This is a genomic window from Paenibacillus flagellatus (assembly GCF_003217775.1).
GTDB lineage: Bacteria > Bacillota > Bacilli > Paenibacillales > NBRC-103111 > Paenibacillus_AB > Paenibacillus_AB flagellatus.
This window is the reverse complement of record NZ_QJVJ01000004.1, coordinates 137240-152354: the sequence shown is the minus strand read 5'-3', so window position 1 is coordinate 152354 and position 15115 is coordinate 137240. Positions and strand designations below refer to the sequence as shown.

The following is a 15115-nucleotide window of genomic DNA, read 5'->3' as shown; positions in this document are numbered from 1 at the left end:
CGTCCGAGGGAAGCGGCTTTTGCTTGCCCGCTTCGGCGCGCGGACGATCGATCATCACGAGAACGTTCGGGGAGGAAGCCGATGTATACTTGTATCGTCTGCGGAAAACGGATCGACACGCCGTCCAAGGTGGCGAAATGCTTCGATTGCGCCTTGGCGCCCAGAATGAAGCAGGATGCGGAGGAGGACCGAAAGCGCGCCGAGGCCATCCGCAGGCAGGAGCGCATGGTCACGGAGTCGATCCGCAAAGAACTCGAATACAAAGTGATCACGTTGGATACATACAGCCGTTCGTTCCCGTCGAAGCCGCCCGTCCGCTACTTGCAGGAAGCGTCGATCGGCAGATGGAGCCGCTCCGGCAAGACGGATGCGGCCACCTACGCTCATCTCGACGGGCTCGGGTCGTTCGAGCTGCCGAGAGAAGCCGATTACTACGCGGCGAGCGCCAAAAAGGCGGACTTGCGTCCGATCGGCTTCGTCACGAAATACCGGATCCGGGAGCTGGATGACGGATCGTTCTCCGTAACGCTCGGCATTACGTTCGGCATTGCCGTGGAGAGAGTGAGGGCGATGGCGGCCGAGCTTGCCCGGGGGGACAAGCCTCGCATGATGGAGGAGGAGCGCCGGCACGAGGAGGAGCGGAGACGAAAGCGGATTCAGCGGGAGACGACGGCCCGGCTGGTGGCCGAACAAGCGGTGCGGTTGAAACAAAACCATCGATCGGACAACTGCTGGCGCTGCCGGAAATACATTACGACGCGCACTCACCTGATCTGTTACCGCTGCAAGTGGATTCAATGCGAGTGCGGCGCTTGCGGCTGCAATTATGGAGGCTATTAGCCTCCCCCTTTTCATACGAACGATGGGAGCCGTCCCGAGGCGGGGCGGCTCCTTTTTCGTCTTTATGGGCAGGAACGATATGGAAGCGCCGGCTCCGCATAGAGTACGGCCCCGATCTTCACCCTAATTTCAGGAAGATTACGATAGGGACGGGAGACGCGCATGAACAAATGGCTCCAATGGCTTCGAGGATCGGCATCGGTACCGACGGTGCGGGAGGAAAAGGCGATCATGCGGTCGCCGCTCGGCCGGCGCTTGAACGACAATTTGGCGGATTTGCTCGCCTTGTTCAGCATGACGCCCGATCTGATCGTACGCCGTCTCGTCATCCGCAAAACCGGAAAGCAGGCGGCGCTCGTCTACATGGAAGGGCTCGTCGACAAAAAATCGGTCAACGACAACGTCATGACGCCGCTCCTCGAAGAAACAAAGGAGTCCGGCGAGCTGCCCGTTACGGCAGGCCCGATCACGAAACGGCGGGACTGGCCCGCGATCGAAGCCGCCTTGTTCGACGGATACAGCGTCTTGTTCGTCGACGGGATGCGCGAAGCTTATTTGATTTGCACGCAAGGGTGGCCGCAGCGGGCGATTGAGGATCCGCAGCTGGAGGCGTCGCTGAAGGGCGCCCACCAAGGGTTCGTAGAGACGGGGAGCCAGAACGTGGCGCTCATCCGCCGCTACATCCCGAACCGCGAGCTGAAAATCAAGGAAATGAACGTCGGTCTGCGCGGAAGAGCGAAGGTGTCGATCCTGTACGTCGCCGACGTCGTCAACGCCGAAGTGCTGCGCGAGCTGGAAACCCGCATCGGCGGCATCGACGTGGACGCCATCTTGAGCTCCGGCGAGCTGGCGGAATATATCGAGGACAACCCGTACTCCCCGTTCCCGCAGTTCATCTCGACCGAGCGTCCGGACGCCGCCTCCTCGCACCTGCTGCAGGGCCGGATCGCCATGATAGTCGACCGCTCGCCGAGCGTGCTGATCGGTCCGGTTACGTTCAGCTCGTTTTTTCAAAGCGTCGACGACTACGGCACGCGCTGGCTGATCGCTTCGTTTTTGCGGCTGCTTCGTTTCCTCGGCTTCATCGTGGCGATTATGCTGCCCGCCGTCTACATCGCGGTCATCTCGTTCAATTACGAGATCATTCCGCTCGACCTGCTCATTTCGCTCGGCGAATCGCGGGAACGGGTGCCGTTCCCGCCGATCATCGAAGCGCTCGTCATGGAAATTACGCTGGAGATGCTGCGCGAAGCCGGCATCCGGCTGCCGACGCCGATCGGGCAGACGGTCGGCATCGTCGGCGGCATCGTTATCGGCCAAGCGGCCGTACAGGCGGGCATCGTCAGCAACATGATGGTCATCATCGTCGCTTCGACCGCCATCGCTTCGTTCATTTTGCCGAGCTACGACATGGCTTCGGCGATTCGACTGCTCCGCTTCCCGATGATGATCGTCGCCTCGATGTTCGGCATTGTCGGCATCGCGGTCGGCTTAATGACGTTGATCGGCCATCTGATCGCGCTCGAATCGCTCGGTACCCCTTACGGCAGCCCGTTCGCGCCCGTCCGGCTCGCGGATTGGAAAGATATGCTCATCCGGCTGCCCCTCTGGCAGATGAAGCGCCGTCCGGCCGAGACGAGGGCGAAGCAGCGGGACAGAAGCGGCTCCTACGAACCGGGAGGCGGTTCCCGATGAAAAAGTACGGCTTCAACGAAATTACGCTCATGCAGTATATCCTGATCATCCATGGAATCCAAGTAGGGATCGGCGTATTGACGATGCCGCGCGACTTGGCGGAAAAGGCGGGGACGGACGGGTGGATCTCGATCTTGATTGGGTGGGGGATCGCCGTAGCCGCCAGCCTGACCATCGTCAACGTAATGAAGCGGCATCCGGACGGCACGCTGCTCGATCTCGTGACGAACCGGTTCGGCAAAATCGCGGGCAAAGCGATGACGATCGTCATGGCGCTGTACTTGATTCTCGGCTTTACGACGACCATCGCGACGGCCATTTCGATTACGCGCGTATGGATTTTATCGCAAACGCCGCCTTCCGTCATTCTCATCCTGTTTTTCATCCCGGGCTACATCATCGCCCGCAGCGGCGTCCGGATATTGGGACGATACTCGGAGCTCGTTTTTTTTCTGGCGGCGGGTTCGCCGTTCGTCCTGCTCGCCACGCTGCCGAACGCCCATTGGCTGCACATGCTGCCCGTCCTGAAGGAAGGGTGGCTGCGCGTCTTCGTAACGGCCCGATCGACGGTTTTGTCGTTTCTCGGCTTTGAATTGAGTTTTTTTCTATATCCCTTTCTCAACCGCAAGGAGCGTGCCGGAGTCGGTATCGTGATCGCCAACACGCTGTCGATGCTCGTCTTCGTGTTTGTGACGGTCGTCTGCAACTTGTTTTTCAGCCCGGACGAAATTACGGAATATACGTGGCCGACGCTCAGCTTGCTGAAAGTGATCGAGTTTCGCTTTTTGGAACGGTTCGACATCGTCTTTTTGGCGTTCTATCTGTTCATCTTCTCGACGACTTGGCTGCCGCTGCTTCTGTTCGCGGCGTTCTGCACGAGCCAGCTGACGGGGCGCGAGGACCACAGTCTGCATCTGGCCTTCACGATCGTCGTCGCGATTGCGGTATCCTGGTTTTACTTCCCTCAATTCACCCATCTGGTCGCCATGCAGAACCTGTGGTCCATCGTCGGCATCATCGTCGCCTACGGCTTGCCGGTGCTCCTTTGGGTAATATTCGGGCTATTCCGAAGGAGCGGACCGGGTGGAGAGACGGCTTGAACGGGCCGTCGGAAAGGAGAGCGGTCATGCAGACGGTCAAACGATGGGTCCGGCTAGCCGCCGCGCTCGCGACGATTGTAGCGGCGACGGCGGGCTGCTACGATCGGACGGAGCTCGAAGACATTACGATCGCGCTCATGATGGGGATCGACCTGGATGAGCATGACGAGCCGATCGTCTACATGTCAAGCCCGGTATTCAGCAAGGAGGCGAAGCGCAAAACGGAAGAGTTCGGCGTGAAATCGACGACGATCCGCCAAGCCCGCGGCCGGTTCGACGCGATGGTGACGGCGTTGACGAAGGGCGGCAAAATTCAGGAGGTGCTGATCGGCAAACGGGTGCTGCAGCATCCGGATTGGTTTCAAATGCTCGACGTCATGTACCGTGACGCGAAGATGACGGTGAACGCGAGAGTGATCGCCGTCGACGGCAAAGTATCGGATATTATCGGGTATTACCCCGAGAACAAGCCGCGCTTGTCGCTCCATCTCGTCAAGCTGACCGATACGGCGAGCCGGCGCAACATTACGGTGAAGACGACGCTGCAGGAGTTCCACCGGCAAATGCACGATAAAGGGATGACGGCTTCCGTCACCGAGATGGTCAAACGCCGGGAGATCGAAGTAAAAGGGACGGCTTTGCTCGACGACCGCGGCCGGTACGTTACCTCTCTAGGCATCCAGGAATCGACTTTGCTGCAATTGCTGCGGCGCGGGCTGCAGCATGAAATGTCGCTTACGCTGCCGATCCCGGTCGATACGCCGAACGAGCGGCTGATGAAAAACCGGGTCAGCTTTTTCGTCAAAAAAGGGAAGGTGCGCGTCCGAACGTCCGTACGGGAAGGCAGGTTCGTCTTCGATATCCGGCTGGATATGAACGTCGCCGTTTCGGAACGAATGTTTCGTTTCGAAATCAAAAAAAACGCCAAGTCGCTCGAGACCATGGTGCGGGACGAGCTTGGCAAGCAATTTGCGAGCTTGGTCCGGAAGCTGCAGACGAATCGGGTCGATCCGATCGGTCTCGGTCTGTACGCGAGAGCGTATCAGTACCGCGAGTGGAAGAAGGTGGAGGACCGTTGGAGCGAAACGTTCGCCGAAGCGGACATCCGCGTGACGCCCGTCGTCTCCATCGTCGGCGACGGCATCATGGAATGAGGCGGCGTGTCCCGCCCCATTTGACAACCGTCCCTTTTTCCCGCATCATTAGGATCAAACGGTTTACATACCCGCGCGGGAGCGGGATCGGGAGAGGATGAACAGGAATGGCCACGGAAAACGGCACGGTTCAGGGCGATTATTTCGTCATCAAAGCGAAGGAGAACGGCGTTCACGTCATCGGGCTGACCCGCGGTCACGATACGCGGTTTCACCATACGGAGAAGCTCGACAAAGGCGAAGTGATGATCGCCCAATTCACGGAGCATACGTCCGCGGTCAAAATTCGCGGCAAAGCGACCGTCATGACGCGATACGGCACCGTCGACACGGACGAATGACGATTCCGGTTCCTTGGACGCGAAAAGGCAGGCATAGCTTGCCTTTTTGTTTTGTACAATGAGGTAAGAGCTGCCTCGGGAGGGATTGGTCGTGAAATCGTGGTACCGGTTGATGATCGCCTCGCTAGTCTCCGTCGGAATCGCCTCGGCGCTGTCGCTCGTGCCGAAGCTGGACGGCTCGCTGCGGCCGGGCGGGACGGACGCGCCCGTCTTTCGCGCCGATACGGCCGTCACATTGACCGACCGCAATCTGGTCGACGTGCTCGTCCGGCCCGTCCTCCATCTCGATATCGCGCACGTGGAATGGAACGATTCGATCTTGTCCGTCGACTTGAAGGCGAAGCCGGGCGGCGCGCCGCCCGAATCGATCTACGACGATTTGTACGAACTGGCCCGGCTCGGATTTTCCGGCACGAAAAACGTCGGACAGCTGCTCGTCCGCGTCTTGGAGACGCCGGAAGGAGCGGCGTCGGGTACGCAGCTGCTGCTCGCGATGGACGCGAAGCGGACCGATCTCTCGGGCTCCGCGGCAGGGGTCGACGAGCGGAAAAGTTCGAAAGAGCATTTCTTGAGTTCACATTTTAGCCTAACTTATACCCACAAGTGGCTTGACCGGCATCGTTAACGAAGATGTACAATAGAAATGTGCGCGGGAGTTCCGGTTATGATATAATGGTTTAGATTTTAATCGGACTAACGCACATTGACGCTTGTCGGCGGTACGGAGGCATGTATGAACAGTAACTCGATTGCGGAGGCGGCAAAACCTTATACCGACTATGATATGATCCGGAATCATACCGAGCTTCCGGACTTCCCCAATTTCCGCACCCAGCTTTTGTATACGTTTCTGCATAAAAGCTCGACCTTCATCGAGCAGAGCGAGCTGTTCGCCCTCGTCGTATCGCTCGCCCAGCTCGGCCTCGATACGCATGATCTCGTATCGGTGACGAACGAACGGAAGGAAAAGGCGGAGGCCCGGTCGCGGCAGCTGAAGGTGCTGGCCGGCGACTATTTCAGCAGCCGGTTTTACCATTTGCTCGCGCAGGCCGGACAAGTGGAGATGACCCGCCAGATGGCGACGGCGATTTGCGAAGTGAACCGGCTGAAGATGAACCTGTATACGCGGATGCGCCAATGGAAGATGACCGCGGACGATTACATGCAATATTCCGTCAGCATCAAGACGCAGCTGTATCTGTCGTTCTCCCGGGCGCTCGAAGGCATGAAGCCGAACAGCTGGGACGATATGCTCAACGGATATACGCGCTGCGAAGTGCTGCTGGACGAACTGCGCCGCATCGAGCGGGATCGCGATTTTCGCTCCGGATGGGCGTTTTGGCATTTGCTGCAAATCGGTACGAAGGAAGAGCGCCGCCAGCTGCAGAACGAGGATACGGATCCCGGCAAGCTGCGCGCGCTGCTTCATAAATACAACGTCAAGGCGACGCTGTTCCAAATGCTCGAGTCGCAGTTCAAGACGCTGTCGGACAAGATCCGCCAGTTCGACTCCGAGAAGCTGGTGGCCGAGCTGTACCAGATCGGGGAGCCGTTCCTGCGCGCGATAAGCGCCCCGAGGGCGTTGGAAGAAGTGTGAGGTGAACCGTAAGTGGAAATGAAGACGAGCAAAGAACGGTTCGTGCACTCCGTATTCGAGAGCATCGCGCATAAGTACGACGTGATGAACGATCTGATCAGCTTCCGCCGGCATAAGGCGTGGCGGCAGTTCACGATGCGCCAGATGGCCGTCAAGCCCGGCGCGAAGGCGTTGGACGTCGCCTGCGGCACGTGCGATTGGACGATCGCGCTGGCGGAGGCGAGCCGGACGGGCGAAGTGGTCGGGCTCGATTTCAGCCGCAACATGCTGGAGTTCGGCGAACGCAAAGTCGCCAAGCTCGGCATGGACAAGCAAATTCGGCTCGTGCACGGCAACGCGATGGAGCTGCCGTTCGACGACGATACGTTCGACTACGCCACGATCGGCTTCGCGCTGCGCAACGTGCCGGACCTGGTGAAGGTGCTGCAGGAAATGCGGCGCGTCGTCAAGCCCGGGGGGCTGGTCGTATCGTTGGAAATGTCGAAGCCGACTTGGCAGCCGTTCAAATCGATTTTTTATTTTTATTTTCAACGCATTTTGCCGTTGATCGGCAAATTCGTCGCCAAACGGTACGAGCAGTACAAGTGGCTCCCCGAGTCGCTCGTTCATTTTCCGGACCATCGGCAATTGGCCGCCATCTTCCGCGATGTCGGGCTGACGGACGTTCGCGTACACACGTTTGCGGGCGGCGTCGCCGCGCTGCATATCGGTTCCAAAGGACAGCAGGGGGAGACGCGCGATGTGGAGTAAGGCCAAAATCTTTTTGGAAATGATCAAGTTCGAGCATACGATATTCGCGCTGCCGTTCGCTTTCATGGGCGCGCTGCTCGGCTCGGTCGTCCGGTTCGGCGAGCTGCCCACTTGGGGGCAAATCGGCTGGATCGTGGTCGCCATGGTCGGAGCGCGCAGCGCGGCCATGGGGCTCAACAGGCTGATCGACAAGGCGATCGACCTGAAAAACCCGCGCACCGCCAACCGGGCTATCCCGGCGGGGCTGCTGTCGGCGGGCGAAGTGCTCTTATTTATCATTATCTCGTTCGTGCTGCTCTTCGTGGCGACGGCCAACCTGAGCCCGCTCGCGATGAAGCTGCTGCCGATCGCCGTCTTTATGACCGTCTTTTATTCGTACACGAAACGGTTCACGTGGACGTGTCACCTCATCCTCGGTCTTACGATCGCGTTGGCGCCGCTCGGCGGCTGGGTGGCGATTACCGGAACCGTCGATACGACTTCGCTCGTGCTTTACGTCAGCGTGGCGTTTTGGACGGCCGGCTTCGACGTTATATACGCGTGCCAGGACGCCGACTACGACCGCAAGGAAGGGCTGCATTCGATCCCGAGCCGGTTCGGCATCGGACGGGCTTTGCTGTTGGCCCGGCTTTTTCACGTCATGACGGCGATCGGCCTCATGAGCCTGTTTCTCCTTACCGATCTGAGCTGGTGGTACTTCGCCGGTCTCATCGTCGCGTACGCCATTATGTTTTATGAGCATATCATCGTGTCGCCGAACGACTTGTCCCGCTTGAACACGGCGTTCTTCACGATGAACGGCGTTTTGAGCGTGGTTGTGTTTTGTTTCACATTCATCGATCTGGTGGTGCGTTACGTATGGTGACGAGCGGGAGCGCGGGCTGGGTCGTCGGGCTCACCGGAGCGAGCGGCGCCGTTTACGGCGTCCGGCTGTGCGAGGAGCTGCTCGCGCGCAGGCTGCCCGTCCACCTCGTCGTGACGGACGCCGGCTGGCGCGTGCTGCACGAGGAGCTCGGCTGGGACGCCGCGCATCGTCAGAGGACGATCGAGGAGCGGTTCGCCCGGTTCGAGACGAAGCCGCGTTATTATCCGATCAACGACATCGGCGCCGCGATCGCGAGCGGGTCGTTCCGCACCGCCGGCATGGCGATCGTGCCGTGCAGCATGGGTACGCTGTCCGGCATCGCGCACGGCGCTTCCGGCAACTTGCTCGAGCGGGCGGCCGACGTCATGCTGAAGGAGCGACGCAAGCTTATTCTCGTTCCGCGGGAGACGCCGCTTCACGCCATCCATCTCGAGAACATGCTGAAGCTCGCGAAGCTCGGCGTCGGCATCGTCCCCGCCATGCCGGCTTACTACCAAAAGCCGCAGACGATGGACGAGCTGGTAGACTTCATGGTTGGCAAAGTGTTGGACTACATGGGAATCGATAACGAATTGTTTCGACGATGGGGAGATGCTTGACATGCAGCAGGATTCGCGGATACGCATCGGGAAAATCCATTATACGAACGTGTGGCCGATCTACCATCATTTTCCGCACGAACGGTTCGGCTCCCGGCTCGAATGGATCGAGCAGGTGCCGACCGGACTGAACAAGGCGATGCTGGCCGGAGAGGTCGACATGGGAGCGATTTCCTCGTTCGCGTACGCGGAATCGCACGATCGGTACGAGCTGTATCCGGAACTGTCCGTCAGCGCCTACGGCAACGTCAATTCGCTGCTGCTGTTTCACAAAAAACCGCTCTCGGAGCTGGACGGCGCCACGGTCATGCTGCCGACGACGTCGGCGACGACGGTCAATTTGCTGAAAATCGTGCTCGGCAAGTTCGTCGGCGTGACGCCGAACTACGTGTACGCCGCTCCGTCTTTGGATACAATGATGAAACACGCGGACGCGGCGCTGTTGATCGGGGACGATGCCATACGCGCCAGCTGGCGGGAGCATCCGTACGAGGTGTCCGACATGGGCGGCTTGTGGCAGCGTTATACCGGCGAGTGGATGACGTTCGCCGTATGGGCCGTCCGCAAGGAGACGATCCGCGCTTATCCCGAGCTGGTGGCGGCCGTGCACGAGGCGTTTCTCGAGAGCAAGGCGGCCGGCTTGCGCGATCCGGACCCGATCGTCCGGAAGGCGCAGGGCGTCATCGGAGGCACGGAGGCGTATTGGCGCGGCTACTTCCGCAACTTGAGCCACGACTTCGGTCCCGATCAGCGCAGAGGGCTCAGCTTGTATTTCCGTTACGCGGAGGAAATGGGACTGCTGCCCGAACCGGCCCCGCTTCATATGTGGGCCGACAATTCCGTAACCAGGTGACCGAATGAAACTATTGGACATTTATGCCCGAATGAGAAAAGATATCGCTTTCGTCGAGCGGGAGCTCGAGGAAAGCATACATACCGACCACGCGATGCTGGAGGAGACGTCGCTGCATCTGCTGAAGGCGGGGGGGAAGCGCATTCGGCCGGTGTTCGTGCTGCTCGCCGCCCAATTCGGCCGTTACGACCTGCAGCGCATCAAGCATATCGCGGTGCCGCTCGAGCTGATCCACATGGCGTCGCTCGTCCACGACGACGTCATCGACGACGCCGACATGCGCCGCGGGCAGCTGACCGTCAAGTCGAAGTGGGACAACCGGATCGCCATGTATACGGGCGACTATATATTCGCGAAAGCGTTGATGGTGGCGACGCAGCTGTCCGACCCGCGCATTCATCAAATTTTGTCCAATGCGCTGGTGGAGTTGAGCATCGGCGAGATGGAGCAGGTCCGCTTTTTTTTCCGGACCGATCAGACGCTGCGCCATTACTTGCTACGCATCAAGCGGAAGACGGCGCTGCTCATCGCGATCAGCTGCCAGCTCGGCGCCGTCGCGGCCGAAGCGCCGGAGGACATCTGCGACAGACTGTACGCCTTCGGCTACAACGCCGGGATGGCGTTCCAAATTCGCGACGACATTCTCGATTTGACGGGGACGGAGAAGGAGCTCGGCAAGCCGCCGGGCAGCGATATCCGCCAGGGCAACTTGACGCTGCCCGTCCTGTACGCGCTGCGGGATCCGCTCGTCCGGGACGAGCTGCTCGCGGAAATCGAGCGCATCCGGCTCGTCGACGGGCAGACGGACGTTTCGCCGTTTCTCCGGATCATCCGGAACGGGCCGTACATCGAGGCGGCGGACAGGCTGTCGTCGCGGTATATCGACCGGGCGATCGCGGCGCTGTCCGGACTGCCGGACATTCGCGCGAAGCGGGATTTGATCCAGATCGCGCATTTTTTAGGCGACCGTTCGTATTGACGTCCGTCGGCGCGAGCCGCCCGTCCGCGGCGTATGGAAACGACGCGATCGGTCGACAATGGTTGATACATTTTGATCAAGCGGAGGGGATAGCATGGAGAGAACGTTTCTGATGATCAAGCCGGACGGCGTCCAGCGCGGATTGATCGGCGAGGTGGTGCGCCGCTTCGAGCGCAAAGGGTTTACGTTGATCGCGAGCAAGCTGATGATGGTATCCAAGGAAAAAGCGGCCGCGCATTACGCGGAGCACCACGGTCGCCCGTATTACGACGATCTGATGAACTTCATCACGTCCGGTCCGGTATTCGCGATGGTTTGGCAGGGCGATCAAGTCATCGCGCTGTCGCGCATCATGATGGGCAAGACGAATACGCTCGAAGCCCAGCCCGGTACGATCCGCGGCGATTTCGCCGTCCATACGAACCGCAACATCATCCACGGCTCCGACTCCCCGGAAAATGCGGTGCGCGAAATCAACATTTTTTTCGAGCCGCACGAGCTGCTTGACTATACGAAAACGGTCCAGCAATGGATTTGATCGATCATTCGACAAAATCCTCGCTTCCCAAGAAGGAAAATGTCCCGTATGCATGGAAATAAAGAGCATACGGGATTATTTTTTTGTCCCGACTATCCTGAAGACGGAACGGGACGACGGCTTGTTCGTACGTGTCCCGCCCGCTGCCGGGGAATGCGACTTGGGGAGTGACTCGGGTGGAGGACAAAGATTTTTTGGCGTTCGTCAAAAAGGTGAAAGACTATTCGGCGATCGACTTGGCGCAATATAAGGAAGCGCAAATGAAACGGCGCCTGACGACGCTGTATACGAAAAAAGGGTATTCGTCGTTCACCGCGTTTTTCGACGCGATGGCGAAAGACAAGGAGCTGTACTACGAATTTTTGGACCGGATGACGATCAACGTGTCCGAGTTTTGGCGCAACCCGAACCGGTGGGAGCTATTGGAGAGCCGCTTCCTTCCGGAGCTGGCCCGCGCCTCGCGCCGGCTCAAAGTATGGAGCGCCGCCTGCTCGACCGGCGAAGAGCCGTATACGCTGGCGATGATTTTGGCCGAGCTCGGCTTGCTCGAGTCGTCCCAGCTGTTCGCGACCGACATCGACGAAGGCGCGCTCGAGAAGGCGCGGCGGGCCGTCTACCCGGACCGCTCGCTGCGCGACGTGCCGCCCGCTTACGTCAAAAAATATTTTACGCAAAAAGAGATGACGTTCTCGGTCGTCGATTCGCTCAAAAAACATGTCCGCTTCTCGAAGCAAAACTTGTTGAACGACCCGTTCGACACGCAGTTCGATCTGATCGTCTGCCGCAACGTCATGATTTATTTTACCGAGGAAGCGAAGCATCAGCTGTATCACAAATTCAGCCGCGCGCTGAAGCCGGGCGGGCTGCTGTTCGTCGGCAGCACGGAGCAAATTTTCTCGCCGGGGCAGTACGAATTCGAGCCGGCCGACACGTTCATCTATCGAAAACGGGCCGCTCATGTATAACCGCTTCCATATATTCCTATACTAAGGGATGTACGGCCATCCGAAATGTTGGAGGTACTTTCCCGAATGGATAAACGAAAGGTCATTACGGCATACCGGCGCGGATTTATCACAATCCAGGAGTGCGCGCAAATTCTCGGCATCGATTCGATGCAGGTGATGGGCATGATGAACGATCAGAAGCCGTCGGAGCCTTCGCGGATCGTTCCGCGGTCGGTGAACGGATGATTTAGGAAGCTCGTCCCTCGGGGGACGGGCTTTTTTGTATGTTATTTCGCCCTCCTCTCCCTCTCGAATTTCCACAATTTTTCCGATGATATAGATTGTTTCTATGGCAATCCTTGAAAAATACGATTTCATTTATCCGATTCGCCTCGTTACAATAGAAGAAAGCAACGTCCCGCACGGGGGCGAAAGCGCGCCGCGGCGCGGATGAGCGATCGATACGGCCGTTCATTTTCTTGTCAAACCCGGGGGTCTATACTATAATTAGCAAAGGAAATTCGGTACATAAAAGCGCTAAAGCGTGAATCGGCGCTTGCGATGTATGGGATGGGACGAAAGGGGACAACCGTTCATGAGATATTTGACAGCAGGAGAAACGCACGGCCCGCAGCTGACGGCGATCGTCGAAGGGCTGCCGAGCAATTTGCCGCTTACCGGCGAACCGATCAACGAGCAGCTGGCGCGCCGCCAGAAGGGCCACGGCCGCGGCAAGCGGATGCAGATCGAGAAGGATACGGCGCAGCTCGTCGGCGGAGTTCGCCACGGGAAGACGACAGGCGCCCCGGTCGCGCTCGTGGTGGAGAACAAAGATTGGAAAGCTTGGACGACCGTCATGAGCATCGAGGACGTCGAGGAAGGCAGCGAGGGCAAGCGCCGCGTCAACCGGCCGCGTCCGGGTCACGCCGATTTGAACGGCGGTCTGAAATACAACCAGCGCGACCTGCGCAACATTCTCGAGCGCTCGAGCGCGCGGGAAACGACGGTTCGCGTCGCGGTCGGCGCGATCGCCCGCCAGTTTTTGGCCCAGTTCGGGATCAAGATCGCAGGCCAAGTGATCCGCATCGGCGAAATCGTGGCGAAGCGCCAGGAGCTGCCGATCGACGACTTGATCCGCATTACGGAGGAGTCGCCGGTCCGCGTCGTCGACAAGGAAGCGGAGGCGCTCATGATCGCCGCGATCGACCAGGCGAAGGCGGACGGCGATACGCTCGGCGGCATCGTCGAAGTTATCGTCGAAGGCGTGCCGGTCGGCCTCGGCAGCCATGTGCAATGGGACCGCAAGCTGGACGGGCGGATCGCGCAGGCGGTCGTGTCGATTCAGGCGTTCAAGGGCGTCGAATTCGGCATCGGCTTCGAGGCGGCCGAGCGCAGGGGCTCGAAGGTGCATGACGAGATTTTATATGAGGAAGGACACGGCTTCCGACGCGGCTCGAACCGCGCGGGCGGCTTCGAGGGCGGCATGACGACGGGCGAGCCGATCGTCGTCCGGGGCGTCATGAAGCCGATCTCGACGCTGTATAAGCCGCTCGCGAGCGTGGATATCGACACGAAGGAGGCGTTCTCCGCCCAGGTGGAGCGGTCCGATACGTGCGCGGTGCCGGCGGCCGGCGTCATTATGGAGAACGTCGTCGCTTGGGAAGTGGCGCGAGCGTTCATGGAGAAGTTCGGCGGCGATTCGATGGAGGAAATTCGCGCCAACTACGACAATTACCTCGCTCAAGTGGGGCGGTATTAATATGCGAGAGCTGAAAGTCGATCTCGGGGAGCGATCGTATCCGATCTATATCGGCGAAGGCATTTTGGACGGTTTGGCGGCAACGCTCGCGAAGCACGGCATCGGCGTCAAATCGCCCCTGCTTGTCGTTACGGACGAGAACGTCGCGAAGCATTACTTGACGAAGGTGACGGAGCTGCTCGAAGCGGACGGCTATCGGGTCGCGAACGCCGTCGTCGCGCCCGGCGAGAAGTCGAAGTCGCTGTCGGTGATGGAAGAGATCATCACGGTTGCGCTGGAAGCCGGCCTCGACCGCAATTCGGCCGTTATCGCGCTCGGCGGAGGCGTCGTGGGCGACTTGGCCGGCTTCGTCGCCGCCAGCTACATGCGCGGCGTCCGCTTCGTGCAAATTCCGACGACGATTCTCGCGCACGACAGCAGCGTCGGCGGCAAGGTGGCGGTCAACCACCGGCTCGCCAAAAACGTCATCGGCGCGTTCCATCAGCCGGAATTCGTCCTGTACGACATCGCGACGCTGAAGTCGCTGCCGGACCGGGTCGTCCGCGAAGGGCTGTCGGAGCTTGTCAAGGAAGGCTTCATCATGGACCGCGAGTTCGTCGAATGGTGCGACGCGAACGCAAGCAGGCTGCTCGCGCTCGATTCGGCCGCGCTGGAGCACGCGCTTTATATCGGCTGCGGCGTGAAGGCGAAGGTCGTCTCCGCGGACGAGAAGGAAGGCGGCCTGCGCGCCGTCCTCAATCTGGGGCACACGATCGGGCACGCGCTCGAAGCGGTCGCCGGCTACGACGAGCTGCATCACGGCGAAGCGATCGCCATCGGCATGGTCGGCGCGGCGCTGCTGTCGGCCAAGCTCGGCAATCCGCCTTCGATCGCGGAGGAGACGGAGCGCATATTGCGGCAGTTCGGGCTGCCCGTACGCATCCCCGCCCATTTCGATACGGATGCGATCATGTCCGCCATGATGCACGACAAGAAGTTCAAGGAAGGCAAAATGGTGTTCATCGTCCCGACGGCGATCGGGCAGGTGGAGATCAATCCGAACGTTCCGTCCGAATGGGTTAGGGAAATCGTGGATCGATTGAAAGGGGAGGCTTGAGC

At 59.6% G+C, this 15115-nt stretch carries 17 protein-coding genes; all 17 read left to right on the top strand.

Features of this window, described 5'->3' with window-relative positions; translation table 11 throughout:
• Nucleotides 1–81 precede the first annotated feature (81 nt).
• The 17 genes from DLM86_RS10300 to aroB all read left to right on the top strand — a co-directional run bounded on the left by DLM86_RS10300 (nucleotide 82) and on the right by aroB (nucleotide 15113).
• Nucleotides 82–840, top strand: coding sequence for a hypothetical protein (locus tag DLM86_RS10300; RefSeq protein WP_110839926.1), 759 nt, complete (start codon nucleotides 82–84; stop codon nucleotides 838–840).
• Nucleotides 841–1002: 162 nt separating this feature from the next.
• The gene (locus DLM86_RS10295; protein ID WP_110839925.1) at nucleotides 1003–2535 is read left to right on the top strand and encodes a spore germination protein; all 1533 of its coding nucleotides are present in this window, start codon (nucleotides 1003–1005) and stop codon (nucleotides 2533–2535) included.
• A complete protein-coding gene (locus tag DLM86_RS10290) occupies nucleotides 2532–3635 on the top strand; it encodes a GerAB/ArcD/ProY family transporter (protein WP_110839924.1) in 1104 nt (367 codons plus the stop codon). The genes DLM86_RS10295 and DLM86_RS10290 overlap by 4 nt, the downstream gene beginning before the upstream one ends.
• A gap of 26 nt (nucleotides 3636–3661) precedes the next feature.
• Nucleotides 3662–4789, top strand: coding sequence for a Ger(x)C family spore germination protein (locus DLM86_RS10285; RefSeq protein WP_110839923.1), 1128 nt, complete (start codon nucleotides 3662–3664; stop codon nucleotides 4787–4789).
• 107 nt (nucleotides 4790–4896) lie between these two features.
• On the top strand, nucleotides 4897–5130 hold the full coding sequence (gene mtrB, locus DLM86_RS10280; protein ID WP_110839922.1) for a trp RNA-binding attenuation protein MtrB: 234 nt from the start codon (nucleotides 4897–4899) through the stop codon (nucleotides 5128–5130).
• 91 nt (nucleotides 5131–5221) lie between these two features.
• A complete protein-coding gene (locus DLM86_RS10275) occupies nucleotides 5222–5755 on the top strand; it encodes a hypothetical protein (protein ID WP_110839921.1) in 534 nt (177 codons plus the stop codon).
• A gap of 108 nt (nucleotides 5756–5863) precedes the next feature.
• Nucleotides 5864–6727: a heptaprenyl diphosphate synthase component 1 gene (locus DLM86_RS10270; protein ID WP_110839920.1), complete on the top strand. Its 864-nt coding sequence runs from the start codon at nucleotides 5864–5866 to the stop codon at nucleotides 6725–6727.
• An 18-nt stretch (nucleotides 6728–6745) separates the two neighbouring features.
• Nucleotides 6746–7477 carry a demethylmenaquinone methyltransferase gene (locus DLM86_RS10265; RefSeq protein WP_110840239.1) on the top strand — a complete coding sequence of 244 codons (732 nt, stop codon included), beginning with the start codon at nucleotides 6746–6748 and terminating at the stop codon, nucleotides 7475–7477.
• Nucleotides 7467–8342, top strand: a complete 876-nt coding sequence (locus DLM86_RS10260; RefSeq protein ID WP_110839919.1) for a UbiA-like polyprenyltransferase — start codon at nucleotides 7467–7469, stop codon at nucleotides 8340–8342. The genes DLM86_RS10265 and DLM86_RS10260 overlap by 11 nt, the downstream gene beginning before the upstream one ends.
• Nucleotides 8336–8941 carry a UbiX family flavin prenyltransferase gene (locus tag DLM86_RS10255; RefSeq protein WP_110839918.1) on the top strand — a complete coding sequence of 202 codons (606 nt, stop codon included), beginning with the start codon at nucleotides 8336–8338 and terminating at the stop codon, nucleotides 8939–8941. Before DLM86_RS10260 ends, DLM86_RS10255 begins: the two co-directional genes overlap by 7 nt.
• Before the next feature lies 1 nt (nucleotide 8942).
• Entirely contained in the window at nucleotides 8943–9794 is an 852-nt protein-coding gene (locus DLM86_RS10250) for a menaquinone biosynthetic enzyme MqnA/MqnD family protein (RefSeq protein WP_110839917.1), read from the top strand.
• A gap of 4 nt (nucleotides 9795–9798) precedes the next feature.
• The gene (locus tag DLM86_RS10245; RefSeq protein ID WP_110839916.1) at nucleotides 9799–10773 is read left to right on the top strand and encodes a polyprenyl synthetase family protein; all 975 of its coding nucleotides are present in this window, start codon (nucleotides 9799–9801) and stop codon (nucleotides 10771–10773) included.
• Nucleotides 10774–10867: 94 nt separating this feature from the next.
• Nucleotides 10868–11311: a nucleoside-diphosphate kinase gene (ndk, locus tag DLM86_RS10240; RefSeq protein WP_110839915.1), complete on the top strand. Its 444-nt coding sequence runs from the start codon at nucleotides 10868–10870 to the stop codon at nucleotides 11309–11311.
• A 176-nt stretch (nucleotides 11312–11487) separates the two neighbouring features.
• Entirely contained in the window at nucleotides 11488–12276 is a 789-nt protein-coding gene (locus tag DLM86_RS10235) for a CheR family methyltransferase (protein WP_110839914.1), read from the top strand.
• 66 nt (nucleotides 12277–12342) lie between these two features.
• On the top strand, nucleotides 12343–12504 hold the full coding sequence (locus tag DLM86_RS32345; RefSeq protein ID WP_170143705.1) for a hypothetical protein: 162 nt from the start codon (nucleotides 12343–12345) through the stop codon (nucleotides 12502–12504).
• A gap of 349 nt (nucleotides 12505–12853) precedes the next feature.
• Nucleotides 12854–14017 (top strand): chorismate synthase, encoded by a 1164-nt coding sequence (gene aroC / locus DLM86_RS10230; RefSeq protein WP_110839913.1) that lies wholly within the window; start codon nucleotides 12854–12856, stop codon nucleotides 14015–14017.
• A 1-nt stretch (nucleotide 14018) separates the two neighbouring features.
• Nucleotides 14019–15113, top strand: a complete 1095-nt coding sequence (gene aroB / locus DLM86_RS10225; protein ID WP_110839912.1) for a 3-dehydroquinate synthase — start codon at nucleotides 14019–14021, stop codon at nucleotides 15111–15113.
• Nucleotides 15114–15115 lie beyond the last annotated feature (2 nt).

Coding starts and splice junctions, on each gene's coding strand:
- DLM86_RS10300 (WP_110839926.1), top strand. CDS start 82: ATGTATACTTGTATCGTCTGCGGAAAACGGATCGACACGCCGTCCAAG.
- DLM86_RS10295 (WP_110839925.1), top strand. CDS start 1,003: ATGAACAAATGGCTCCAATGGCTTCGAGGATCGGCATCGGTACCGACG.
- DLM86_RS10290 (WP_110839924.1), top strand. CDS start 2,532: ATGAAAAAGTACGGCTTCAACGAAATTACGCTCATGCAGTATATCCTG.
- DLM86_RS10285 (WP_110839923.1), top strand. CDS start 3,662: ATGCAGACGGTCAAACGATGGGTCCGGCTAGCCGCCGCGCTCGCGACG.
- mtrB (WP_110839922.1), top strand. CDS start 4,897: ATGGCCACGGAAAACGGCACGGTTCAGGGCGATTATTTCGTCATCAAA.
- DLM86_RS10270 (WP_110839920.1), top strand. CDS start 5,864: ATGAACAGTAACTCGATTGCGGAGGCGGCAAAACCTTATACCGACTAT.
- DLM86_RS10265 (WP_110840239.1), top strand. CDS start 6,746: ATGAAGACGAGCAAAGAACGGTTCGTGCACTCCGTATTCGAGAGCATC.
- DLM86_RS10260 (WP_110839919.1), top strand. CDS start 7,467: ATGTGGAGTAAGGCCAAAATCTTTTTGGAAATGATCAAGTTCGAGCAT.
- DLM86_RS10255 (WP_110839918.1), top strand. CDS start 8,336: ATGGTGACGAGCGGGAGCGCGGGCTGGGTCGTCGGGCTCACCGGAGCG.
- DLM86_RS10250 (WP_110839917.1), top strand. CDS start 8,943: ATGCAGCAGGATTCGCGGATACGCATCGGGAAAATCCATTATACGAAC.
- DLM86_RS10245 (WP_110839916.1), top strand. CDS start 9,799: ATGAAACTATTGGACATTTATGCCCGAATGAGAAAAGATATCGCTTTC.
- ndk (WP_110839915.1), top strand. CDS start 10,868: ATGGAGAGAACGTTTCTGATGATCAAGCCGGACGGCGTCCAGCGCGGA.
- DLM86_RS32345 (WP_170143705.1), top strand. CDS start 12,343: ATGGATAAACGAAAGGTCATTACGGCATACCGGCGCGGATTTATCACA.
- aroC (WP_110839913.1), top strand. CDS start 12,854: ATGAGATATTTGACAGCAGGAGAAACGCACGGCCCGCAGCTGACGGCG.
- aroB (WP_110839912.1), top strand. CDS start 14,019: ATGCGAGAGCTGAAAGTCGATCTCGGGGAGCGATCGTATCCGATCTAT.